The sequence below is a fragment of the Buttiauxella brennerae ATCC 51605 genome (assembly GCF_001654925.1).
GTDB lineage: Bacteria > Pseudomonadota > Gammaproteobacteria > Enterobacterales > Enterobacteriaceae > Buttiauxella > Buttiauxella brennerae.
Window position 1 is genome coordinate 241,214 of the sequence record NZ_LXER01000020.1, and the last position, 25,762, is coordinate 266,975.

The 25,762-nt window shown below is 47.6% G+C and carries 19 protein-coding genes and 2 pseudogenes; 3 read left to right on the forward strand and 18 right to left on the reverse strand.

Going from position 1 to position 25,762, the window contains the following annotated elements; all coding sequences use genetic code 11:
* Window positions 1–48: 48 nt before the first annotated feature.
* The 8 genes from M975_RS13005 to M975_RS13040 all read right to left on the reverse strand — a co-directional run bounded on the left by M975_RS13005 (window position 49) and on the right by M975_RS13040 (window position 10,793).
* A complete protein-coding gene (locus tag M975_RS13005) occupies window positions 49–2,178 on the reverse strand; it encodes an EAL domain-containing protein (protein ID WP_064560017.1) in 2,130 nt (709 codons plus the stop codon).
* A 570-nt stretch (window positions 2,179–2,748) separates the two neighbouring features.
* Entirely contained in the window at window positions 2,749–3,174 is a 426-nt protein-coding gene (locus M975_RS13010) for an ion channel (protein WP_064560018.1), read from the reverse strand.
* A 1-nt stretch (window position 3,175) separates the two neighbouring features.
* Entirely contained in the window at window positions 3,176–4,198 is a 1,023-nt protein-coding gene (locus M975_RS13015) for a DUF2955 domain-containing protein (RefSeq protein WP_064560020.1), read from the reverse strand.
* Between the two features lie 8 nt (window positions 4,199–4,206).
* The gene (locus M975_RS13020) at window positions 4,207–5,301 is read right to left on the reverse strand and encodes an HlyD family secretion protein (protein WP_064560022.1); all 1,095 of its coding nucleotides are present in this window, start codon (window positions 5,299–5,301) and stop codon (window positions 4,207–4,209) included.
* Window positions 5,298–6,764, reverse strand: a complete 1,467-nt coding sequence (locus tag M975_RS13025) for an efflux transporter outer membrane subunit (RefSeq protein ID WP_245164422.1) — start codon at window positions 6,762–6,764, stop codon at window positions 5,298–5,300. Before M975_RS13025 ends, M975_RS13020 begins: the two co-directional genes overlap by 4 nt.
* A gap of 46 nt (window positions 6,765–6,810) precedes the next feature.
* Window positions 6,811–7,923 (reverse strand): AI-2E family transporter, encoded by a 1,113-nt coding sequence (locus M975_RS13030; RefSeq protein WP_064560092.1) that lies wholly within the window; start codon window positions 7,921–7,923, stop codon window positions 6,811–6,813.
* A 620-nt stretch (window positions 7,924–8,543) separates the two neighbouring features.
* Complete coding sequence (locus M975_RS13035) at window positions 8,544–10,157, reverse strand: FAD-NAD(P)-binding protein (protein WP_064560026.1); 1,614 nt, start codon at window positions 10,155–10,157, stop codon at window positions 8,544–8,546.
* Window positions 10,158–10,214: 57 nt separating this feature from the next.
* Window positions 10,215–10,793 (reverse strand): sugar O-acetyltransferase, encoded by a 579-nt coding sequence (locus M975_RS13040; protein WP_064560028.1) that lies wholly within the window; start codon window positions 10,791–10,793, stop codon window positions 10,215–10,217.
* Window positions 10,794–11,620: 827 nt separating this feature from the next.
* On the opposite strand from M975_RS13040, the gene M975_RS13045 reads away from it, so the two are divergent.
* The gene (locus M975_RS13045) at window positions 11,621–12,673 is read left to right on the forward strand and encodes a fimbrial protein (RefSeq protein ID WP_064560030.1); all 1,053 of its coding nucleotides are present in this window, start codon (window positions 11,621–11,623) and stop codon (window positions 12,671–12,673) included.
* A gap of 85 nt (window positions 12,674–12,758) precedes the next feature.
* On the opposite strand, the pseudogene M975_RS23415 reads toward M975_RS13045, so the two are convergent.
* Window positions 12,759–12,890, reverse strand: a pseudogene (locus tag M975_RS23415) (IS110 family transposase); the annotation flags it as partial.
* Between the two features lie 15 nt (window positions 12,891–12,905).
* Window positions 12,906–13,733, reverse strand: a pseudogene (locus M975_RS23525) (protoglobin domain-containing protein); the annotation flags it as partial.
* Window positions 13,734–14,155: 422 nt separating this feature from the next.
* Between M975_RS23525 and yahO the strand changes: the two are divergent.
* The gene (gene yahO / locus M975_RS13055; RefSeq protein ID WP_064560034.1) at window positions 14,156–14,434 is read left to right on the forward strand and encodes a DUF1471 family periplasmic protein YahO; all 279 of its coding nucleotides are present in this window, start codon (window positions 14,156–14,158) and stop codon (window positions 14,432–14,434) included.
* 155 nt (window positions 14,435–14,589) lie between these two features.
* Complete coding sequence (locus M975_RS13060; protein ID WP_064560036.1) at window positions 14,590–16,050, forward strand: TrkH family potassium uptake protein; 1,461 nt, start codon at window positions 14,590–14,592, stop codon at window positions 16,048–16,050.
* A gap of 196 nt (window positions 16,051–16,246) precedes the next feature.
* On the opposite strand, the gene M975_RS13065 is transcribed toward M975_RS13060, so the two are convergent.
* The 8 genes from M975_RS13065 to M975_RS13100 are packed head-to-tail and all read right to left on the reverse strand — an operon-like array spanning window position 16,247 to window position 25,348.
* On the reverse strand, window positions 16,247–17,638 hold the full coding sequence (locus M975_RS13065; protein WP_064560038.1) for a glycosyltransferase: 1,392 nt from the start codon (window positions 17,636–17,638) through the stop codon (window positions 16,247–16,249).
* Window positions 17,628–18,821 (reverse strand): glycosyltransferase family 2 protein, encoded by a 1,194-nt coding sequence (locus M975_RS13070; RefSeq protein ID WP_083967894.1) that lies wholly within the window; start codon window positions 18,819–18,821, stop codon window positions 17,628–17,630. The genes M975_RS13065 and M975_RS13070 overlap by 11 nt, the downstream gene beginning before the upstream one ends.
* A gap of 46 nt (window positions 18,822–18,867) precedes the next feature.
* Window positions 18,868–20,625 carry a glycosyltransferase gene (locus M975_RS13075; protein ID WP_064560042.1) on the reverse strand — a complete coding sequence of 586 codons (1,758 nt, stop codon included), beginning with the start codon at window positions 20,623–20,625 and terminating at the stop codon, window positions 18,868–18,870.
* A 5-nt stretch (window positions 20,626–20,630) separates the two neighbouring features.
* The gene (locus M975_RS13080) at window positions 20,631–21,500 is read right to left on the reverse strand and encodes a glycosyltransferase (protein WP_064560044.1); all 870 of its coding nucleotides are present in this window, start codon (window positions 21,498–21,500) and stop codon (window positions 20,631–20,633) included.
* Window positions 21,497–22,648: a UDP-galactopyranose mutase gene (gene glf, locus M975_RS13085; RefSeq protein ID WP_064560047.1), complete on the reverse strand. Its 1,152-nt coding sequence runs from the start codon at window positions 22,646–22,648 to the stop codon at window positions 21,497–21,499. Before glf ends, M975_RS13080 begins: the two co-directional genes overlap by 4 nt.
* Window positions 22,648–23,424 (reverse strand): ABC transporter ATP-binding protein, encoded by a 777-nt coding sequence (locus tag M975_RS13090; protein ID WP_064560049.1) that lies wholly within the window; start codon window positions 23,422–23,424, stop codon window positions 22,648–22,650. Before M975_RS13090 ends, glf begins: the two co-directional genes overlap by 1 nt.
* Window positions 23,424–24,188, reverse strand: a complete 765-nt coding sequence (locus M975_RS13095; protein WP_064560052.1) for an ABC transporter permease — start codon at window positions 24,186–24,188, stop codon at window positions 23,424–23,426. The genes M975_RS13090 and M975_RS13095 overlap by 1 nt, the downstream gene beginning before the upstream one ends.
* Window positions 24,185–25,348 carry a glycosyltransferase family 4 protein gene (locus tag M975_RS13100; protein ID WP_064560054.1) on the reverse strand — a complete coding sequence of 388 codons (1,164 nt, stop codon included), beginning with the start codon at window positions 25,346–25,348 and terminating at the stop codon, window positions 24,185–24,187. The genes M975_RS13095 and M975_RS13100 overlap by 4 nt, the downstream gene beginning before the upstream one ends.
* Window positions 25,349–25,762: the final 414 nt, after the last annotated feature.

A 25,762-nucleotide genomic window follows, 5' to 3' on the forward strand; every position in this document is an offset into this window, starting at 1 on the left:
TGTCCCTTTTATCTTTCTCAAAGATCAGTGCAACTTGAGAGCGGTGTTTTATTCTACAAATTCCAGCTCGGCTTTAGCGCATTGCTGCTGCTCCAGGCCGTGATGGTTCTCTTTGAGCACCACACATAAATTGTCCACCGACAGCGGGCGCCAGAAGAGAAACCCCTGAGCCAGTTCAATCCCTACAGAACGGACCTGGGCCAGTTCCTGATCGGTTTCAATCCCTTCAACCAGCACCTGGCGTAGTTCGTCTTCTGTTTCAACACCTTCGATGACCAGGTTGCACTGGGTCAGACGACACAGTCGGGTAACCTGTTTTAAGAATTGGAGCCCGCCTTTTTCAGACAGCCCCTGCACCAGTGAGCGATCCAGCTTAATTTTGTCGAGCGGATAGCGTGTCAGGTAATTGAGCGTCGAATAGCCCGCGCCGAAATCATCGAGCGCGATACGAATCCCCAATGCTTTCAGCTGCATCAGTATTGCAATCACACCTGCCGGGTCGATAACCGCCTGCGTCTCTGTTATTTCAATTTCCAGAGTCCAGCCGGGTGGCAATGGTTTTTCCAGCACCTGAGAAATCACGGTAAGCAGCCGCTTATCAAGTAACGTCTGGGCAGAGACATTGACCGACAGCGTCATGTCTTTGAAGCTACTCATATGCTGATGCAGGTAATTAATGGATTGCTCAATCACCCAAAAGTCGATATCAGCCATGGCTTTCAGGCGGTCATAATATTGCAGGAAAACGGGGGGAGTAATTTTCCCATCCAGACCCTGGTGGCGAATTAACGCTTCAACGCCAATGATTCGGCGGTCAGAAATCCGCACCTGAGGCTGAAAATAAAGAATAAAGTGGCCGCTGGTTTGTAACCGCTGTATCTGGTTAAGCGCGTCGAGGTAAGACTTCTCTTCCGACTGAAGATAATGGCCGGGAACCAGGTCGAGATTAGTCGGTGGTAGAAAGAGATCCAGCTCCGGTGTTTTCTGCTTGCTGATACACCACTTTCTGACGAAAGGGGCATAGATAAGCGCACTCACGCCAATAATCACAATGTTCAGTACGATGGCTGAAACCGAGCCGCCCGTCGCAATCCAGGTACTCAGAATCGGTGGCACGCTCCAGTTAACCGCCTCCGAAACCGGCGGCACAAGATGCCAGGCCGTGGCGGTATAAGCGATGGTGTACGAAACCGCGGGGACCAGTACAAAAGGGATAATCAGCAAGGGATTCATGACTATCGGCAAGCCAAAAATTAATGGCTCGTTGACATTAAAAAGAGACAGCGGCAGTGATAACCCGAGCACATGGCGGTGTGGTGAGCGTCTATTTAACGCAATGCACAGCAGCATTCCCAGCGTGTTTCCCGTTCCCCCCATCGTGCACCAGATATTATAAAAAACCGGGCTAATAATGTTGAGCTGCGCCTGCCCTGCGTGCCAGGCGGCGATGTTCCCCTGCATCTCGTTAATAAAGCCGATATCTAATTCGGCGAAAATAAAATAGCCATGAATCCCGAAGAACCAGGGTATGCAACGGAAAACGATATACAGCAATCCATCGATAAAATTATCAGGGTAAGACCCCAAAAGACCCTGCGAAATGAGCGGGAATATCCACTGATAAAAAGAGTGGGCGACCACGCCAATGATAAAGGTCGAAAACGAAATAATAAGCACTGAAAAGAAAAATAATATTGAAGCTTTGCGGCTCTTGTTTTTCAGAAACTGGAATTTATCGACAAAACGGATGGCGTTATCCAATAAGATATTAACGGTAATGCCTGAAAGCAGTGCTAGCGGTACTGTTATGTCGAAAAAGAAGAATTTACCATCACTGATGACGCGACTGATAAATAGCAGGCTACATAAATTAATTGTCAAAAAATGGACAACCGAATAACGGTTACGAATTGCCCAATGCAATGCCATGAAAGCATTCATTACGATGGGCATAAACTCAGTGAGCGTTTCTTCTAGCTGGAGCAGGCGGGCCGAGGAGTGATGCCATCCCATATGGCTGGCAATAATGGAGCTTACGACGATCAGTGCGCGAATGATAGCAAAGGGAACAATAGCCAGGGAACTTGCCACCACAGATTTAATGATGCGGTTATTAAATAACAAAATCCGGCTGTTGTTTAATTGATAAATAAATGTGTTCTGGAACCATGTGCTCATTGAAGAAATACTCTTTTTTGGACATTTATTGCCAGGTAGCAAGCCATAGTGATAAAATTCCTAATGCTTCCCAAAACTGAAAGCATCAAATTGGTATTATCTTTAATTCATCATTTTTTCTTATAAATTAATGTTACTCAAAAGATGTCTGTATTTTACTCGGCTGGTAGAAGTGTCGTTGTACTTGTTACTAAATGTAAGTTCGAAACACATAAGTACGTTTAATATATAAACACAGATCGATAATAACGATCAATAAATTAAATTCGATAGATTTAATCAATAGGTACCACTGATCATTTGTATTATATAGATCGATCAAACCTATCATGTTGTTTCTTTATATGCTTAAGTTTTAAAGAAATGTTAAATGTGAATTTGCGGTAGATTATGACGCTGGAAAGAGAAATGAGTACCGGGAAATAGGCATTCAGCAGTGTGAAGTTTCACGCAAAGGGTAAATAACAGGCAACAATACGGGATACTAATAAATAGCTGCTGCCCGGTTAATTTCTTAAATTCGGACAACAGCGAGTTCTTTAGCGCCTGCTGTTAAATGCAGGTGAAAAACTAATTAAACGACCCTACCTGCTTGCGAATATGGTGCTGCAAAACCGCCAGCATGCTCGCTCCTGACAAGCCAATCATCAATGCGCCGTTTACCGCTTCCAGTGGGCCAAGCAGTTTCCATTTAACACTCATCACGATGTCGCCATACCCCAGCGTGGCAAAGTTAACGCCCGAGTGGTACACCGCCTCTTGCAGCGTGGCAAATTCCCCCAGCCAGAGAAACAGCGCGCCCCACAGCAGAATTTGCAGCAGGTTCCCCATCAGTACGATGATAATGATGCCAAACAGTGCCAGCACCCCAGCCAACACCCCTTCTTTGTGGTGAAAGCGTTTGATGTAAAAACGAATACACCAGATAGACACCCACGATTGCAGCAGCATATTACACAGGATGACAGGCATCCCCGTCAGTAAAACCAGCAACATATTATCCTCCTGGAACAGGTTCAGCCGCTGGCCGGCCACTCGGGCGCCAACGTTCAAGAATCACAACGCACGCCCAGCCATACAGGGCAACCACAACATACAAAGAGCAACGCATCGCAGACGCCAGCCAGACATCTTTCCCCGACGCGCTATCCTGAATGGCGGGGCCAAACAAGATGAGACAAGTCACCCAGGCATTACTCCAGAAAGAGGGGGTAAAGCGGTTCGCCACCAGCCGTACAAGACGCCGGGCAACCCAAAGGCTCAGCAGAGCCATCCACAGCACCAGCATTAATAACGAAGGCCAGATGGTGAGCGCGAACCACAGCAACGCGGCAAGCCCCGCACCCATCAGCGTCGAAAGCACCAGCTCGCGTCCTACCTGTTTTGCCGCCAGGGTATTCGTTTGCTGAGCGAGCATGACGGTTTTCATCACCGCCGGGATATAAAACGCCGGGTTGCTTAACGCCAGTAACCACACCGGTAACACAATCAGTACCGCACGTAAGGCCAGCAGATGCGGTGACTCCGGCGCCAGTGCCACTTTGGCAGCCGCAGCGTGGGTGGCTTGCGGTGGAAACAGTGCCAGCGCGAAGCGGTTAACGACCGTGCCAATGATGATGCCAAGCCCCATCATCTGGGCGATGCCAATCGCAAGTGATTGTTCAATCAGCCCGGCGATGGGAATAATGGTGACCGCCGTAATCAGCAGCATCGCCTGCATCCCTTTGCCTTTGAGCCCCATCAGCATCAACAGGTAAAGCAGCAAGGCGGTAAACAACAGCGCGGGCAACGGATAATGCGTCAGCAAAGGCACCATCAACACGCCGCCAATCATGGTTGCCATCAGCAGCAAACCAACGACAATCCCCTTCTTGATGGGCAGCGGTTTCCCCTGGCACAGCACTATCCACGCCATGATGCAGCCGAGGTGCGGCATCGGTAGTGCGAGCCCGTAACAGACCAGCACCGCAATGGCGACCCCAACCCCAATCCTCAGTACGGCACGATCCCCGTTATGCATGGCGAACCTCAGTAGATATACGAGAACCAGCTCATCAATCGTATGTAGATGCTACCGAAGAAGCTCATCAGGCCGCTGCCATTGGCATAAACCAACACATCCGCCTGCCCACCCACCCGCAAGTTTTGAACGGGTGGAAAATCATCTTTAACAAAAGCAATTTTGACCGGGAAACGCTGCGCCTGGCGCAACCAATCGCGGTTGTTATCCACCGTTGGCAACACGCCTGCAGGCTGGCTTTGCGTGGCACTGACGCCATAGCTAATGCTGCGCACCTGGCCTTTGAAAATATGCCCCGGCATGCTGTCGAGCAGAACCGCCACTTCATCCCCGACGTTCACGTTGCCAATGTTGTTTTCAGTCATGTCGGCGCTAATCCAGACATCGTTAATCGCCACCAGCGTCATCACGGGTGCTCCGGCCCCCAGAAACTGGCCGATGTCCGTGCGCAGGTCCGTCACCAGCCCTCGGTTGGTCGCGAGTACCACGGTATTTTTGCGGTCCAGTTCGGCTTTATGCACGGCTGAACGCGCACTCAAGAGCTGCGAATTGTTATCGCCCGCAACACCTGCGGCTTCGGTTGCCCGGCGCACATCAGCAGCGGCCGCCGCCATCTGGCTGCGCGCGGTTTCGCGCGTAGCCTGTGCCACTTCAAGGCGACGAACGGAAATAGTGCCGGGGTCTTCGCGATATAAACGTTCCTGGCGTTCCGCGTCTTTCGCCGCGTTTTGATATGCCGCTGTCGCGGCCTGCAAACCCGCTTTGGAAGCAGCAATGGTTTCATTGTTGGCTTTGACCGAACTGAGCACCGTTTCATAATCTGAACGCGCTCGCGCCAGCGCAATGTCATAAGGCTCAGGATCAAGCTCAAACAGCGGGTCACCTGGCGAAACCTCCTGATTGTCACGCACATAGACTTTCTGAATTTGGCCTGCGACTTCGGCAGAGATAGGGATCACAAACGCCTGTATCCGTGCCTGAGAGGTATAAGGCGTAAGGCGGTCGGCCGCTAAATACCAGCAAAGGAGTAAAACAATCACCACGAGGAGACCAATCACGCCACTACGGCTGGCAAGCCCTGCCGGGGAAGAGGGTTCTGTCATTGCTGTTTACCTTCTTTGGGTAACGTTGCTGATGGCAAAGGTGCATCCAATAAAGGCACCCAGTTGTCTCGCTGGCGTAAATGAGCGTCGGTTTGCGGGTCAACCAGCGGACGTTCGCGCCCTTTCTCCCAGCCGCCGCCCAGCGCTTTATAGAGTGTGATGAGGTCGCGCATCAACGCACCCCGACTGTTCACCAGCCTTTCTTGTTGGTTGAACAGCGCACGCTGCGAATCCAGCACGCGCTGGAAATCGGCCATGCCCTCGCGGTATTGCGTGTTTGCAATATCCAGAGAACGGTTAGCCGCCTGCCCCGTTTGCGTCAGCAGGTCGATCTCTTGTTTGTCGTTGGCATAGGCAACCGCGGCATCATCGACTTCACGTGCCGCCTGAAACACCGTGTCCCGATAGCGTTCATGCAGTTGCAGGAAGCGGGCATCTTGCACCAGCACCTGGTTACCGAGCCGCCCTTGATCCAACAGATTCCAGCTGAACGTTGGCCCCGCCACCCAGGACAAGGTGCTGCTGTTGCCATCACGGGCGCTGATACCCACGCTGCCGATAAGAGAAATAGAAGGATAAAGATCAGCTTCTGCCACGCCGATCAGTGCCGATTGAGCAGCCAGTTGCCGCTCGGCAACCCGCACATCAGGTCTGCGACGCAGCAAATCCGCAGGCACTTCGGAGACCAGAGCCAAATCCCCTTTAGGGAGCACGCCGGTGCTCGTTGCCATTTCAGGCAGAGGACCAGGTTTACGAGCCAGCAGCACACTCAGCGCATTCTGGCTTTGGCGCAGGCTGGTTTCCAGTTGTGGAAGGCTGGAGAGAGTTGATAAATATTGCGTTTTCGCCTGCTGTACATCCAGCTCCGCGCTGTTGCCACTGAGGAATAATTTCTCGGTGATTTCCAGGCTGCGCTGCTGAATTTTGGCGTTGCTGTGGGTGATCTCCAGTCGGGCTTCAAGCGTGCGAATGTTGACGTACAGTTGCGCGACTTGCGCCGCCATCAGCACCTGAATATCGTCATATTGAGCCAGGGTGGCGAAGTAATTCGCATCAGCAGACTCTATCCCGCGCTTAAACTTACCCCAGAAATCAATTTCCCAGCCGAGGTTAAAACCCGCGCCATAGGTGGTGCTGGAGATATAACGGCCATCGTGTTGCTGGCCGCCGGTAAGCACTTCCCCATCACCAATGGTGGCCTGGGGCGAGAGCAGACTCTCGGCAATCCCCAGTTGGGCGCGTGATTCCAGCAGGCGCAGACCGGCGATTTTAACGTCCGGGTTTTTACGTAAAGCCTCGTTAACCAGAAAAGTCAGCGTCGGGTCATTGAGCTGCACCCACCACTGGTCGTAATTGGTTTGGGATGCTTTGGCAGCCATGGTGTTTGTCGCCGGCTGCCATTGCGCCACTTCCGGCACCTGCGGGGTTTTATAGTCCGGCCCAAGAGTGGTACACGCGCTCAAGACCAGGCTTGCGCCCCCTGTTAGCAGGAGGCGCCTGAATCTATCCTCACAGAGCATCTTGTCCGCTCAACGTCGGGCCAGATGGACCTTCTTTGACCCAGGCCATAAAGATTCGGTAACCGATGGAAAGCAGCGTGGCACCGATAAACATGCCGAGAATACCGCTCGTCGCCATACCACCCAGCGCACCCAACAGCACCACAGGCATGGGTACATCGACCCCGCGCCCCAGCAACAGTGGTTTGAGCACGTTATCAGCCATACCCGCGATAATCAGCAATACCGTGAACACGACATTCATTGCCGTACCGTGGTCGCCCATCATCCACATAATAACGATAGCCGGTGCCGTAACGAGTATGACCGGAACCTGCGCAATCCCTAAAATCAGCGCCAGCACGAAGAAGATGCCCACCGCAGGAATACCGGCAATCGCCATCACGATGCCTGCCAGCAATGCCTGGATAAAGGCCACGCCGATAACCCCCATCGCCACCGCACGAATGGTGTTGGTGCACAGTGTTGTCAGTGCCGGGCCTTTTCTCTCATCGGTAATACGTGTGGCAATACTGGTGGCACTCCTCGCACCTGGTGCGCCCCAGGCCATCATGATCCCGGCAACAATAAAGGAGAAGACAAAGCCAATTAAACCACCGCTCATACTGGCCAGAATGGTAATGACCTGGCGGGTGATTTCCCCTAACTGCGGGCCATAACTTTTCACTAAACCGGGCAAGTCAGTTGAGGCTTTCATCCAGACGATATAAATTTTTTCACCGACGACAGGAATAGCCATCAGACGATTCGAAGGTGACGGAATAACCAGGCTATCGCTGGTCACTTTGGCAATCAGCACACTGACGCTATCACCCAAAGAGCTAATCATCGCGATGGTTGGCACCACAATTAACAGCACGCCCAACAGCACCAGCAATGTCGCAGCCCAGCCCTGTTTTCCCCCCATACGCGCAGCAAAACGTTGATGAAGCGGATACAGCGTCACCGCCAGAATAAGTGCCCACAGCAGCATATTCATAAATGGCGAGATGACCGTAAAGCAGAAGGAAGCTAATGCGAGGATAAGACCAAATTTAATGAACATATCCAGAAATCTGGCTACCAGTCTTTTCTCAGCTTGCGGGGTATCGTTAATTTCCATGATGCGGTTATTCCAGTTGATAGTGACCACGTAACTATCCATAGCGGGCACAGTAAAGCCCTGTCCATAGACAGATGGTATTGCGTTAAAGCAGGAAAGTATGAGTTAAGTTATATAAATGAAACCAATCGCTATTGAATTTCATTAACTATTTTCATAATAGAACAAACAGACACACTTGCAAAGAAAGTCACAACGAGTATTTGTGAGTAGCTTAACGTCTAAAAACAAAGATAAAAAAACCTTAATATAACGCCACTGAGTTTTTTAATACGTTTTTCGACAAACACACCAACAAAAAATCAGAATTAAAATCTGCCAACCATCACTTTCACACTCAAAAGTGTTATGTAAAAAGCTGTAATAGACCTGTAATCGATGAAAATATTGTACAAAATTAATGAAATAGCATTAACAGTACAACATTGCAGGTGTATTTTATGCCTCTATCGCTCTCATGAACTGGATTATACAAAAGCATAAAACCAACTTAGATAGCACACAACAATGCAAATTGTTTTTTATTTTTTAATAAACATTCATTAGCTTGAATAAAGTAAGGCTGTTATTCATATACGCCTCTCTTAGCAAGAATAATGAATAGCACTGATTTTTATTTTTCACATATCGATAAACGGTAAACGTCTGCGCTTTTGCTGGCGTGTTGGTTTTGATATTGCCTTTGCCATCGCCTCACCTATTTCCGCGCAAACCGTCAGCCCCTGAACGAATGGCTGGTCGTGCATCAGCCAGGGTAATGCACCAAAAGCAATACTCCCGCGCACAGCGGCAGGTTCCAGCAACCGGTAATCATCGCCGACTTCCGGAATATCCTCTCCGGTTTCTTGCAGTTGTTTTCGTAACGCAGGGAATGGCAGGTCTTTTATTTTCAGTGGCTGCTGCCCGCGGGCATCAATAAAAACATCGAATGTATGTACTTCTCCGTGAGCCGAAATCACGGTCTGGTTATCGTTAACGTCCATCTCGTAATCCGGGCCGAGGGCAAGAATGCTGACAACTCCGGCCTCGCGAAGCGCCAGCAAACGGCGAATCGATTGTGACGGAATCGCCGCATAGTTATCGACAAACACCCTGGCAAGCCCGGTATCGAACCTCTTTCTGTCTTCTTCATCAAGATAAGGCACGATTTCCTGAACGGCCTCATGCAAGCGCAAAATGACATAGCGCCAGGCAACCGTGCGCCTGCCGCGTTTGTTGCGCTCGACTTCCTGAAGATTGGACTCAGCCCACAGGAAAGGGTCATTTGTCTTGCGATCGGCAAACCAGGCCTGAGCGAAAGAATCGGCATTCAGTTCCTGAATGGAAATACGGGCGCTCCAGTGCGAGTCCGCCTGTTGAATTTCTTGCACCATCAGGCCGAAAACCCGGTCGAGCAAACCTTCTGCTCCGGCGGCAATTTCAGCTTCAACCGCGCTTTGCGTCACAACGCTCAATGGTTCATAAGGAAGGGGGCAGTAGAAATCGGCCTCGGGCAGAATGCCCGAGCGCGACATCAACACAATCCTGAGCGCCCGACTAGCCTCATCAAGATTGAACTGAACATGTTCCCCATCATGCTCAATAAACTCTCCATGCTGAATAACCACCGCCATGGCGGCATCGAGACCACTCAACGAGGTGCCCATAATCCCCACCGTACAGGCAGGAATAGTGGCTTCCATAAGCCCCGACCACGGGCTTGGAAAGAATGAACGTGTCGCCTGGTCGTCATCAGGCCAGACGTGCCCGGTGGCAATAACCGCAAGATCGAACAGGCTGGCCTGCGCCTCGTCTTGCGCCCAGAGTTTCACCCCTTCTGGCGTGGCCTCAAGATCGGTAACCTGGCAGGATTCATAGACGTTTATCTCAAAGCCCTGCTTTCTTGCCTGCGCCACCAGTGCCAAAAACTGGTCGCGAAAATACTCGCCCAGCAGAATGCGTGGCAAAAACTGGCGAACATGAAGGGAAGAAGATTCAACACCATAACGAGCCAGATGGCTGTCGCTCTGGTTTCTTAGCCAGTCAATATAGGTCGAAAAAATCGGGGGTATTTCGATACTGGCGATATTTGCCAGCATCATGCGCGAGTTTTCTTCATTGCTGTAGGGCATGCCAACGCCCGCTTCACGGGCTTGCTCATAGACAGAAACTGAAAGTGGTACGTTGTTCTTCAGGAGGGAAAATAACGTATAAATACCCGTTGGCCCGGCACCGACAATCGCAATCTTTTTCATCAATGTTCTTCCAGCGCTCTCTTTATCTCATTCATCTATATGCTGAGATTAGACCGCTCACACCGCTTCCCGCAACTCGTCCACCCTACAAACTCGTTTAACCTGGCACGGGTTACCTGCCGCGATCACGCCCGCAGGAATATCATGTTTCACTACGCTTCCCGCGCCAATGGTGCTGCCTTTGCCGATTGTGACCCCCGGCAGAATGATGCATCCCCCACCAATCCAGACATCATCACCAATTGTTATCGGGCGTGCGCTGCCAATATGTTGGTTCCGGGAGAAAGGGTCCAGCGGGTGTTGGGCGGTGTAAATCTGCACATCCGGCGCAATGAAAACGTTATTCCCGATGGTCACTGGCGCACAATCCAGCAGCACAAAATTAAAGTTAATAAAAACATTGCTGCCGATAGAGGTGTTGCAGCCGTAATCAATGCGCATCCCTTTTTCGAAATGAACATTCTCACCGACGCTGGCAAATATCGTGCGAATTAAGCGGTCTTTCTCGGTAACGTTACGGGCACTCAAGGCGTTAAACGCATCAACTGTATCCCGCACGCGGTAGCGAATTTCCCGCAGTTCCGGGTCATTAATATAGTAACTTTCGCCACTCACCATTTTGTCAAACTCACGCATCTCATGCTCCTTTCAGGCTTTTGATGCTGTTAGAACACATTTTCCAGACTGGATAAATGACGACTCCCCCACAATTCGTATAGTCAGCATAAACGTTAATATATTCAGTTGGTTCTTACTCATGCGGCAAAACCAACAACTTTTATCCATACCATAAAACAATAAGAACAGGCGGCGACTTACTACACAAGCAGAGCGTAGCCATTATCTTATTGTTCTTCATTCATTATTTTTAACTTCCCGTTTCACACCAAAATGCCGCACTCATCACACAAATGAATACCACAGCAACATAGTCCATACATCTGCCTGACCGGTGACAGCCGTTTACTGACAAGATCTTTTAAAGTGCTTGTCATTGGTTTTCGGAAACCACATTGAGCTGGCGCGAATTTGTTATATTTATAGGCAATCATGCTTATTTAATAAATTTAAATAGCGTGTTATACTGCAAAATAAATTTTTAAGTAACATTTACAGTTATAAATACCGCTGAAAATACATTTGTTATGAAATGGTTACCAAGTATAACTATTAACTACTTAAATTATTACCCATCATGAAAGACGATAAAAATTAGCATTATTCACCTCTAGACATCATGTGCATATAGGCATCATGTGCATAAAAAAGGTGAGTTATTCATGTACGAAACTGGACTCTTAGTCCTATATAGTTCTATTTTTATGATGCAAATGAATTTATATTTACATATGATTTAAAAAACAGCTCGGGTGTGTTGCTCGTAATGTATATTCTGGAGGGTATGATTAACGTTATCGTCATATGCTTACCCTCTTAATTTGAGGTGAAATATAATCGAACCTATGGCTATCTGTGAATTTTTTGTTTTGCACAAAAAAATAAAATATAATGTTACCATCGGCTTTGTATTGTTTTTTTTGCTATTTATTTCCACACCCAAAGCTTTTGCTTTCCATTGTAATTCCGCGTCGGGGGCATCTATTCCTATTGGTGGTGGCACTGCTTCCGTACAGGTGAGGATAGATCCTGCAATGAGCGCTGGTAAAAACGTTTTACTTGATCTCAGTTCAGGACAAAATATGATCACTTGTGCAGCTGATTTCACTAGTGATTCTACGCAAAATGATGACTTGCAAACATCACCTACGACTCCAATGACGACTATTTCACCGTTGGTATCGATGTCCAAAGCGACTATATCCGGCACTGATTATAATTTACCAAATACTGGAGCTTTACACCTATTGCGTGTAAGTGGTCAAAACTATAATGGATATCCGCTTTCGCAAACGCTGCCAATACAATTTTGGTTGCAACTTTCTGATACACCTGGTGAGACTGTGCCGATAAAACAGGGTGATCTTATTCTCACTTTAGCTTTGCGGCAAACTCCTTATAATGTTCAGAACGGAAAGGAAGTGAGTCAAGCACCAATTAATTATACGTGGAAATTTTATGCTGCTAATGACGCTTACATCATTACCTCTACGTGTACAATAAATAATAATCAACAAATAAATGTAGCTTTCGGCGATATTTATGCAGATAAATTAACAACTGGTTCGGCATCAAGTGTAACGTCTGTCTCTCAAAGCCTTGAATATTACTGTAATTCACCTGTTACACAAGATATTGATATACAAATGATTGCTACGCCTGTTGCGGGATTTTCATCAAAAAATACGATCTCAACCAGTAATGCAAATATAGGTGTAATTATGCTCCATAATGGAGTCGAAGTGCCTCCTAATGGAAGTTTTCATGCGAAATTAGTTTCTGGGCAGGGAACAGATACAGTGACGTTTGTACCAGTGAAAAAAAGTAGCAGCACATCATACTCGGATCTGGAGGGTGAATTTCAAGCATCCGCGATACTTGTTATGAATGCTGCCTGACATTTACGTAAATGGTTAACTTCATTACTGTTATTAGGTTTAATGGCAGGGAAGCTACTATACCACTAGATAATTTTGACCGTTACAGTCTGTGGCGATTTGTTTTACCGAAAAATACCGGAGTAGGGTTGACGTCACATAAAGCCACAAAGCCGGATTCAGAGGTCAGACGCTGAGGATTATCGCCCACAGTGATCAAAAGTTGAGAAGCACATTCATGCTCCACCTCCTGCCTTAACATGCGCAACAGTTGAATGCAGCTAAACGAATCCGATGACTCATTTGAAAACTCGCAAGTAATTCGATGATCAATTTTCTGAATGAGTGAGTCTATTTTTTCAATTAAATCTGGCTGCCTGAAAATATGCTGGCCTTTATGCGAAAACCATAAGCCAAATTCAGAATCGCTCAGCAGCACTCGTTCTTCAAGTGGCTGTTCGGTGGCAATATTATAAATAAACTGGTTTTCCCAGTTTTTCAGCGCCCCGACCTGGCGCTCACGCTCGACGCTCATGTCATCATAAACCGTCAGCAGGCGGAAATGCTCCTGGTCGTGCATCATTTTCTGGTTCGAAGGCGTAAACGCAACCGTCATCACTTCAATGGCGGAATCTATCGCCATACCACTGAAAAAGATCGCATCGTTAATTTCTGCAGCAGTAATCTCTTGTTTATTTAACAGTAACTGGAAGAGCTCATACTTTATCTTTCGGGCACCGCGAGCAACCAGATCGATAGGAAGACCGATACGCACATGCACCTCACCCACTTTGTGCTGATGGGCAACCAGCTCTGATAAATCTTCATGGGCACTTCCCAGAACCTTACGCAGCCAGTTGCTCATACTGGCACTCAGTCGCTCTTCAACCTGCGTGGTGCTGAGAAACTTTTTTGCCTTCTCGTCCTGCAACATATATTGGTAGTACGCATCAACCAACGTTCTGATCTCTTCATCCGTCAGCGCAATGAGAACCTGGTGAGTTGTTGTATTTGTTTTATTAATTAACAACTGCCACTCATTTTTAATAATATCGTAATTAAGAGATTGGATGTTTTTCATATGCGTAACATTATTTTCGCTAAATATTATTTAAGTCTGGGAATAGACTCAATGGCGTGGATATTATCGCAATCAGTTTTCTTTGTATAATCTTATCCATTACGAAAATATATAATAATGGTGCGTAAGATTTATGCATCCCGCCCCCAATAAACATAAAAAAACATAAGCTAAACTTACTCTTTTACGAATGAAGGTTAAGTTGCAACATCCACACTTCAGATGTGAAAGGAAAATGAGTGCATGAACCGCTGATTAATCTCCAGACATCGACTTCCCAACGCAACGGCCATTTTTTCCGTAGGCGTTTATTTTTACATTAAATCTTCATCGACACCGACTGGCGGTCTGCGCTTTCCTGAACCATAGTCTATGTGTAAGGAAAACACTTTTTTCTACCACTATCAAAGATGAGGTACTTCATGAAAATAGCTAAGGGTATTTTGGTAGCAGTGACTTTGGGTGCAGTATCATTCGGCGCAATCTCAGCAGAACTGCTGACGAAAGAAGCTTATAACGACCATAAAAGTGAATATGTGAAAGTCGGCACGATCACCACCAGTGGCGAAACTTCTCCGAGCGATGCGAAAGCAGAGCTGTCCAAGAAAGCCGATGAGTTGGGCGGCAAATTTTACGTGGTGACCTCTGCTGATACCGAGAATAAAATTCACGGCACCGCAGACGTATACAACAAGAAATAAGCAGCACTACGGTTAATCAAGAATGGGCAGCCTGCGGGCTGCCCATTCTCCCCTCTACCCACCCTGCCTCATGTTCTGTCCCGCAGAAATACCCTATACTTTGCCATCCTGAGTGATTGATAACCCTGAATAACACAGGTGTCTGGGTACCACTGATGTATATATCAACACGTTTTAGAATTGTGATTCACCTGTGTGCCTTTCTGGTGGTTTTGTACAGTTTGACCATGATCCCGCCAATGATACTGGCACTGGTCGAGAAAGAGCGCAGCCTGTTTGGGTTCCTCTATACTTTTATTATCACTTTTACCTTAGGAAGCGTGTGCTGGGCATTGACCGGGCGCTCCAATATTCAGCTCGAAACACGCGATGGATTTATTATCATCGTCTTGTTCTGGCTGCTTTTTTCTGTGATCAGCGCCATGCCGCTGTGGCTTGACGACAGCTATAAAGTCTCGCTGGCCGATGCCATTTTTGAAGGGGTTTCGGGGATTACCACCACCGGAGCATCTATTTTTAACGATGTATCACATCTGCCAAAGTCCATTCTCTATTACCGGGCACAGCTTAATTTTGTCGGCGGTTTAGGGGTTATTGTGCTGGCAGTTGCCGTGCTGCCGTTGCTCGGTATTGGTGGCATGAAACTTTATAAGTCTGAAATGCCCGGGCCGTTTAAAGAAGAGCGCCTCACACCACGCCTTGCAGACACAGCTAAAAGTTTGTGGCTGACTTATTTGCTGCTGGGCGGCGCCTGTACCATTGCCTACAAACTCGCTGGAATGCCCTTCTTTGACGCGCTATGCCATGGCCTTTCGACGGTTTCGCTGGGCGGATTTTCCACCCGAACCGAGAGCATTGGCTTCTACAATAGCTACGCCATTGAACTGGTGGCGGGGGCATTCTCGTTGCTTTCGGCAATCAACTTCACACTCTATTTTGTGGCGCTGGCACGCCGCAGCATTACGCCGTTTCTCAAAAGTGCCGAGCTACGTTTCTTCCTGATGGTTGCCAGCATCATTATTTTGATTATCACCCTGGAAGTCTGGCGAGCCGGAATGTACGCCCTGCCCGCGTCGTTCGTGCACGCATTTTTCCTGACCAGCTCAATGATTACCGATAACGGCCTCGCCACCGGCGACTACGCATCCTGGCCGGTACACACGATTGTGCTGCTGCTCTCGGCCAGCTTTTTTGGCGGCTGCGTGGGCTCAACCTGCGGCGGGATCAAAGCGCTGCGTTTTCTGGTGCTGTTTAAGCAAACTCGCCACGAAGTGCATCAGCTGGCGCACCCTCGCGCGGTGATGAGTATTCGCGTTGGCAACTCACCGGTTAACGACAGAGTATTGCGATCTGTGTGGAGCTTTTTCTTCCTCTACGTGGTGTGCACCTGCTTCTTTATCTGGATGCTGAATTTGCAGGGATATGACCTGTTAACTTCATTCGCCACCGTAGCGGCCTGTATTAACAATATGGGGCTGGGGTTTGGTGAAACTGCGGCAGGTTTTGGCACGTTAAGCGATAGCGCTAAATATTTGATGTGTGCGGCGATGTTGTTGGGTCGACTGGAGATTTACCCGGTGCTGATTTTGTTTTCGAGGACGTTCTGGAGGAGTTAACACAGCCGTTCCTGACGCCTGGACCCGGCTACCTGGAGTCAAAATGGAGGCGACTGAAGCCGAGCCGATTTTGACTCCAGGTATAAATTGCCTCTACGTTACCCATTAGTCAGGGTTGAGCTGCTGGCAGCAGCATCAACCTCAAAAAACCGCTACAGGTTACGCTAAGTTCGCCCCACTGTAGGGAAAATGCGGCTTATCGCATGAGCATAAGATTTAGGAAGAAAAATAACTTTCTGTTCCTGATCGCTATTTTAAGCATCCGCACAAACTCGAGGGAAAATCTAAATTTCAGCATTTGCTTTGCAGCGTTCGTCATGTAATTTTTTCTGATTTTCTTCTCAATGATGCATGTAGCCCAGTAGTGAGCATCAAATTCAAGCTTAAAAAAACTGACCTCCTCATTATAGTTAAATAATTCACCATACTTTGAAAAGATAAGTTCGAAAATATCAAAGTGTACAAACAAGCGCTCATCTTTAATCGCGATATCTTGCCCTATACGCCCTTGCCGATAGTTATAATAACACTTCGCTATTGAGCAAACAGAAGATGAGTGGAAGATGGCTTCAAACTGAAAAGGTAAATCATCGAAGCGCTTAATATGCTCCGGGAATGAAATCTCATGTTCAAGAAGGAAGTTTTTTGCATATATTCTACGCCAGATAGTCGGTCTTTCATGCAGCATATTAAGCCGCGTAAGATTAACATTTAGCGGAAACTCTACAACCTCACCACCTTCGTATACTTCTTTATACCCGCCCTGCGCGATTTGTGCGTTGTTAATAATGGCTGCACGAAAGAGGTCATAAAACATATCAGGTTCGACCCAATCATCGCCATCTACGAAGCCAATATAATTTCCTTTGGCGCTACGCAGGCCAAGGTTTCTTGCGGAAGCACACCCACCATTTTCTTTATGTATTACTCTTATTTTATGCGGATGCTGTTTTTGCCATTCATCAATAATAGTTACCGAACAGTCGGTAGACCCATCGTCAATAAGAAGAATTTCAATATTTTCCAGCGTCTGTGACAGCAAAGAGGTAATACATTTATCAATGTACGCACTGATATTATAGACAGGAACAATCACAGAAACATCAACATCTTGTAATGTGCGCTTGCCCACCAATGGCTCACTTTTATCTGCCATGGCCCAGTAAAAGCTATCAACGTGCGGGCCGCAGATCCGGTAGACGTCTAAAGCATCATATTCCAGTGTGTTGATTTCCCCGCAAATATGCTCAACGGCCCACTGTTCACAAACCTGCGCCAGCGTGGTCAGCGAAAAATACGCCGGAGAAAAACAGACGGATGTTGTCGAATCTTTCAGCCGTTCAATCAGGTTCGGGGCTGCTATATCAGAATAGATAAATAGACGCTTTTGCAATGAGGTATCATTTTCCAGCATCGAATCCAGAGCAGTGATTTTATTTTCATCGTGTTCGACCACGATAATACCGGCTGGATTGAATCTATCTGCGATATTGAGTAAATCTTGCGCTGTTTGGAAACCCAGGAAAACAAGATAATCACTTCCCGCAGTATAAAAATTCACACTATTGGTCATAGTATCAGATAACATTTTTCTTTCTCTTAGAAATCCTGGCAAGCGCCATTGAAACGAGTTTTTTACTCAATAATAGGTTTGAATGAAATGAATTACAGAATATACACTCCATAAATTTCAAAGCATTTAAAGCATTACGCTGGCCTGAACTGTATGCTGCAATGAAGGATACTCCAGCACTGAGCATGCCATGCATTAATATAATTTCTTTTAGACTACAAGACGTTTGCTGAGCATTCAAAAGCATTAATCGGTTGTTTTTATTCTTACGACTAAATAACAATGAAGACTGTTGATAGTAACGTTTTCTTGCCGATGAACGAGTGCAACCCCCGCACCAGTAAATCATTTTAACTAGTACTGACACTATGGCGTAATTCTGTTGCTGGCTTAAAGGTGTTAATGAAGCATGTGCTAATTTTTTCTCTGCAATTCTTAGAATATCAAATCTTTTTTCATTGCGTTGCAAGGTTATTTTGCCATTACGGTTAACACGATAGTAGTACCCTATAGCATCAATAATACCGATTCTATCAGCGTTGAGCAGCGAAGTAATATGCGGACTCACATCTTCATAATGAATATCGGGTTCGAAGCTCACAATATGCCGGTCAAAAAAAGACTTACGCATTATGCGGCAATTCGTATTTGGCTCGAAAGTTAAAATATAAGGATGCGTACTTGCGTTGATAACCTTAGCACTGGCACCGTTAAGCGTCCTTTCCCACAATAAGTGGTCATAAAACGGTGTCACTTTTTGGCTATAGTCATCATAAATTTCTGAACGATACAGCACTATGTCGGCATGGGTCATGTTTGCATAGGAAACTGCGCGGCAAACGACCGAAAAATTCAGCCAGTCATCGCTGTCACAAAATGCAATGTATTGACCACGGGCGTAGCGTAATCCGGTATTTCTTGCTTCTGATAATCCTTTGTTATTTTGGGTAATAACAAGCGCTTTGCTGCCGTAGCGATCCACCCAGTCAACGACCACTTGCAGACTATGGTCTGTACTGCCATCATCGACAATAATGATCTCTATGGACAGGTCTGAATCGACACGCAAAGATGTTAATGTTCTTAGAACATAATCGGCCGTGTTATAGACCGGAATAATCACCGTTAAGTCAGGGGAGATAACATCTCCTCTTCTGTCGGTCACTATTGTTTCTGATTGTTCAATTATGTCATGCATCTTTCATCAGACCTTTATATTTTCTGCTACTGATAAACATAGTTATTTAAAAATGCTTCTTCCAGAATAATTCGGAAGTCATGTAATCAATGTTGTCTCTGTATTTCTTTGAGATACCATTGAACTTCAACACACCTAAAAGCACCCAAAACAATGTTTTTGAAAAAATAAAAAGTGCCTTTCTGATATCACGAACATACAATTTATACTCACCCAACTCTTCATTAAAGTAGACGACATCTCTTTTTAAAAAAGTCTGTTTTGTTGGATGTATTTCTTCGTCATTAATCACAACACTGGAATTTGACAAAAGAAAACCGGGAATTAAATACCCGTTTAGCAGTAACAATCTGAAGAGCTTATGCCACACTTTCTCAACTAATTTACTGTCACCAACTAAATCATACTGACCATTTACTGATTTAATATTTTTTGCATCAGCTATAATGGCTGAAATTCGTTGCTTCGCCATGGCCGCACCAGGATCTTTACCCCAGTTTTCCGGGCCACTTAATACATGCTTATAGGCTTCCAACACGGCTTCAGCCGCACCGTAGCGGAATACGAAGCAGAGTAATATGACTTTAATAGCGATATAAGCAGCGATGGAAACCCTTTTGACAAAAGTAGGGTACAAGAAAGCCGGGACTAACATTGCCCTGGTGCTTAAATATTCAACCCATGGGTTATATTTTGCTTTGAAATTTTTCTGCCAGGAGCCTATTCCATTCAATGTGACGATGTCATGTTTATGCATCAGGCCAAAGAGAATATCGTCGCCACGAATGAAAAAAGGAAACGCGTAGTACTGTATTGAGGAGACATTAAACGCACAAAACCACCATGCCGCATAGTTTGGTGTTTCACTGTCCGCATCAAATTCTGTTATTCCGCCTGGCGTCGTCACGTTTAAGTTTGATTTCAAAGGGCGCATTTGTAATTGCCTGTATGGATACAGGGCACCGGCCTCATACACAACACCTGGGTTTTCCGCATAAAGCATGGCCCCGGCAATCATCTTATGGCGAGTATTTGAAAGCGTCAGGAAGGCAAATGTGCGCCGGATACTCTCTATTTCACAAGATGCGTCATCATCCATAAAGAGGCAAAACGCTTCTGCGGCTCTCTTTTTAATCTCCATCAACCCGCGTGTAAATCCACCCGCACCACCCAAATTTTTATTTTTTATATATATAATATTTTCGGCTTCAGGAATGGATATTTCATCGCCATTATTAATAATGTACAACGTGACGCGTTGCTTAAATTCAGGAGCTGATAACAACTGGTTATGGAGCCGTTCAACCGCAGTCTGGATTTCCTGCTGCCGGTTAAACGTAGGAATAACGATAGCAAGACGGGATTCTTCTGCTTCCTGGTGCTGAGTGATAAAAGAAAAACGTGAGATATTACTTTCACCGAGAGAGTGCCAGTGAAAATGCAATCGTCCGTCGTGCAGTTCAGCCATATCGATATCCAGCGTATAACTTCCACTGCCTATTTCTCTTTGCGCAATCATGCAGGTATCAGAATGCTGTGTCAGATATAGCGTAGCGATACCCTGCCCTTCAACGGTTAGTTGAAAAGAGAGATTGTCTAAGCGTGTATGCTTTCTCCATTTATAAACTGAGAAGGCATTAAAGAATGAATCAAAACTGATGCTTTCGCTTTCAGGGATACACCAAACTTTTTGCGACTCGTGCCAGCATGCTGTTTTATCTGCGTGAAAATAAAGAGAGTCTACTGTTTTCAGTGCAGTATCTGGATATACGCTGTGCTGTAATGTCAGGATATTCATTTTCATTCTTTTCACTTTCCCGGCCCACGCAGGCCATCAATCATTCCCCGATACCATGCAGCAATCCCCTTACGACGCGGGCCAGTACGCAAAACGGCCAATAATTGAAAAGCTAGTCGTAAAATAGTGACAGGAGGACTCCATAACCCCTCAGGATAAAATGCGGGTAACCAAAGAATATTGCGGGTAAGGAAATAACGCTTTTGCGGCGAAACCTTATTTTCTGGCTGGACGGCATGGTAAAAATAAAGCTCAGGGCACCAGCGTAATGAGGCCCCCTGATCGGCAAGCATCACTCCTGCGCTCAGGTCGTCATAATAAAGAAATAGCCGCGGTTCCAGCGCCTCTAACAAAGCAGGCAACCAGTGTCGGGTCAGGCAAGCGCCAACAAATGATAACGACACGACATGGGAACGCTGATCCTGTTGTGGCCGCCAGGCCGCTGGGTTGCGTAGATACGAAAGGGTCTGCCACAACGTCCGCGGCAGCCGGGTAAAAGGCAGATTCATCACGCAGGGCTTTCCGTGCAGATCGCGCACGTTACTACAGTATCCATCGGCAGCAGGTTGGCTGGCCAAAGCGTCGAGCCAGTCAGGGGCGGGCCAGGCGTCATCATCAAATAAACAAACGTGTGTCCAGCCGTCCAGGGTGGTCAGAAAATTGAGACCGGCGCTGAAACCGCCCGCGCCTCCAGTATTTTCTGGCAAATGTAGAACCTTCAGCCGCTCGTCGCTCTGCGCACTCAACCATTCTGATGTGCCATCGCATGAGGCATTATTGACCACCACGATGGAGTGAAAATCCATATTGCACACCTGTGCTAAGCAGTGCTGTAGCCTGCTCAGGCGGTTGTGAGTCACGATCAGAGCCGTTACTTTCATGCGCGACTGTCCGGGAATGTCAGCTTTTCACCAGCAATAAATCGCTGCGCTACCTGCATTGCATCCCAGATAACTGCATCCATGTCCTGATAGCGGAACGTCGCTAATCTGCCGATGAACGTCACGTTTTCGGTTTCTTCAGCACGTTTGAGATAGTGCTTGAGAAGCGGGTCGTCTAACGTTTGTTGCACCGGATAATAGGGGATGTCTTCCGGCTGTGCTTCACGCGAGAACTCACGCCAGCAAACGGTCTGTTCGTGATGCTCGTCAGGCATGAAATGCTTATGTTCAGTAATCCGCGTCCAGGGCACATCCTCGTCGCTGTAGTTCATCACTGCACATCCCTGGAAATCCCCCTGTGCGGTAAATTCTTCAAAATCGAGGGTGCGGTAAGGTAAGCGCCCGGCCTCGTAGTCAAAGAAACTGTCCAACGGCCCGGTCCAGAACAGGTGGCTTTTCCGCCCCGCATCCTGCATCTGCAAAGGGGTGACAGGGCTGTTCAGGCGCAATGTTATTAGCGGATGCTCCAGCATGCGTAATGCCATCTGCGTATAGCCTTTGTCCGGGATACCTTGCCTGGCCTGCTGGAAATAGCGATCGTCGTAATTAAAACGAAACGGCAGACGGCGCAATATCGAGGCAGGCAGGCTCGTCGCAGCGCGGCCCCACTGCTTTTGGGTATAACCTTTAAAGAACAGCTGATAGAGATCGACGCCCATTAGCTGCAACGCCTGGGCTTCCAGATGCTCAGGTGCCTCTTGCGTTGGCGCTCTCAGGGTATCGAGCCGCTCGCGAGCCTGCTGTGGCGAAAGCGCGGTTCCCCAAAACTGATTCAACGTCAGCATATTTACCGGCAAAGGCCATACCTGCCCATTTGCGACCGTTCGCACCCGGTGGCGATAGTCGGTAAATTGGGTGAACCGCTCAAGGAAGGCATAAACCTCTGGCCTGTCCGTATGGAAAATATGAGGACCGTAGCGATGGATCATGACGCCTGTTTGCCGGCAGCGGGAATCATGGCAATTACCGCCGATATGTTCACGAGACTCATGAACAGTCACTGCAATACCGCTTTCAGCAAGAATGCGCGCCAGGGTGCAACCAGCAAGGCCAGCCCCCACAACGGTTACGTGTTGGTTTGTCTTCATCAATTATGTTTCCTGTGCGCTGGCGAACCGGGTATTGCTGTCATCGCGGCCTGATAGCGGGGCAATATTTCTGCCGGCGTACCACTGGCTTGCAGCTGGCAATTTTCAAACCACAACACACGATCGCAGAAAGTTTCGATGTCCTTTGTCGCGTGGCTAACCATCAAAAGAGTGACGCCTTGTTTTTGATAGTCTTGCAATACGGCCAGGCATTTCTCGCGAAAAGCGATATCGCCAACGGCAAGCACTTCATCGATCAAAAGAATGTCAGGTGAAACCTGAGTCATGATGGAAAAACCAAGTCGGGCGAGCATGCCGCTGGAATAAATGCGTACCGGCTCATCAATGAAGCGCCCTATTTCGGCAAATTCGATGATGGCGGGAATAACGCGAGTGATATCTTTCTGCCGTAATCCCAGCAAAGTGGCATTCAAACGAATGTTCTCGCGCCCGGTTAACTCAGGATGGAATCCAGCCCCCAGCTCTAACATGGCAGCCACCCGACCACGGGTGATCACCTTCCCGGATGTGGGTTTCAACACGCCAGCCAGCAGGCTCAACAACGTGCTTTTACCTGCACCATTGCGCCCAATCAGAGCAACTGACTCTCCAGGATTGATGCGAAAGCTGATCTCTTCGAGCGCCAGGTGATGTGCATTTTGCAAAAACGCCTGAATGCGTTTTGGGTGCAAAAGCAATGATTTAAGCCCGCTCCCAAGGTGGCTATAAAGCGGATAACGCTTGGTCACCCGTTCAAATTCTACGGCTGGCAACATCAAAGGATCTCCGCTAATCGGGGGGACAAACAATGTAAAATTCCGCCGCCAATCAACAGGCTGAAAAAACTCAGAGTAAAGAGGATCGCCACGCTTTGCCCACTCAGATGTCCATTCATCAGCAAATCACGCCATGCCAGAATGAAGGGGGCGAGAGGATTCGCATGTAATACCCATTGCCAGCGCTGCGGCAGCATTTGCGGCGTGTAAAGAATCGGTGAGGCGTAAAACAGCGCCATCAACCCCAGTGAGATGAAACGTTCCAGGTCGCGCACAAATGGCGTGAGTGAAGCCACCGTCCAGGCTATTCCGGTCAGGAACAGGGCCTGCAAAAACCACATCAGGGGAACTCCCCATACCCAGGCAAGCGAAGGTGTTTGCCCCATGATGAGCATCAACAAAACAATCACTGGCAAAGCGCAGAGAAAGTGACCACCTTCCATCAATACCTGGCTGACGGGTAACGCTCCGCGAGGAAATGACATTTTGCGAATAATCACGCTATTGGCCAAAAAGACCGTGGTGGCATTTCCGATCACCGCCGTCATCCACTGCCAGGCAAACAGCCCGCACAGCAGAAACAGTGGGTAATTCGCCACCGGCACCCGCATGGTTTCTTTAAATACGACGTAATAAATCAAGCCGAACATTAAAGGGTTTGCCACCGACCAAAAATAACCCAGCACGCTACTTTTATAGCGCACGCTGATCTCTTTACGGGTCAGGATCTGAATCAGTTCCAGCCAATATCCTGGAGAACTCATGGCTGACTCCCGTGAATAATATTGTTTGTTGCCAGTGGGTTTGCATTAAGCATCTCGTAGCATCGCAACATCTGCCGGGAGGCATGCAGGGACGTAAAGCTGCGCACCACTAACTCGCGCCCGGCGATACCCATCTGAGAACGCAGGGCTGAATCATTTAACATCCGGCACATTGCTTCGTAGAAAGCCTGTTCATCCCCCACGGGAACCAATGTTCCGCACGCGCCACTTTGCAATACCGTGCTGCACCCACCCTGATTAAAGGCTATGGATGGCCGCCCACAGCTCGCAGCTTCCAGTAAAATTCGCGGCACACCTTCCGCATATCGGGTAGGTAGCACAACCATTGACACCCGAGCCAATAAGCTGGGCATGTCGTCGCTGACGCCATAGCTATCAATATCACCTGCTTCGAGCCAGCGTTGTAACTGCGCCTGCTCGATAGCGTCCGGGTCGCCCGGAACCGGAAGCCCTGCCACGATAAGCGAGTGTGGAATACCGTCATTACGCAGGCGCTGGCAAATTCGGACCAACGTATCCAGACCTTTTGCCTTGATCAAACGTGCGGCAAAAAGTACGACTGGAGGACTCACCTGTTGAGGTGGCGTAAACGAAAACAGGTCTGGATCCACACCGGAGACGCCAATCACGAAGGTCTTATTTTTGTCTAACCGGGCCATTTCAAGGAGAGTCTGGCGATCGCCTTCATGCTCAAACGCCAATATGCAGCTCGACTGCTCCGTCGCCGAACGCCACCAGCGACAGGCTAAACCTCGCAATAAGCGAGCAGGCAGACTGGAAAAAGTGAATAAACGCCCAAGACCTGGGAAACAAAGCACGCTCGGATAGCGCCGTGCAAGCCAGGCACCGATCAGACAAGGCTTGAGAGTTATGCTGTGTATCAGGTCTGGTTGCAAAGAGTGGATGACACGAATCGCCTGCCACGCACCGCGTAGCAAATTAAAGGGATTACGCGCATGACTACGCAGCGCCAACGAATGGCAGATAATGCCGGCATCTCTCAAACGTTGTAATGATGCGTTATTTGAAACGCCTGCCAACAAGTGGACTTCATAACCCGCGAGTTGTGCGGCTTGTGCGCGCTCCAACCAGTGCAAAGCAAAATAGCCCGCGTCATTAGCGAAATAACACAGTTTCATAATTGTTTTCCGGAATGGACAGCACAAGGAAATTTTTAAACAAATAAATAGATATGTGCAGAAAATACCTGCAACCTTAAGTTAAATATAATATTTTGTTTTATGCGTGGATGTATTCTTATATAGACATGAATAACTTACAGCGATGAAGAGTTATTTTTTCATTCATTAAAAAATCAGATTACTTAAGTAAGCTGAATTAATAAAACAATTTAAGATATCCTAAAAAACTTGATCAGTTTATCTAAAGCATTTAAATGGGAGAAGGATATTATTATCTTATTGTGGACTTATTGTCCGAGAGTGGATTTTATTTTACCATTACACTGCTTCATCCATGCTATTCCTGCGTTAAATCCCCCCTCCCATTATGGTTAACTCCCATCAATCCCCCCTCCCATTATGGTTAACTCC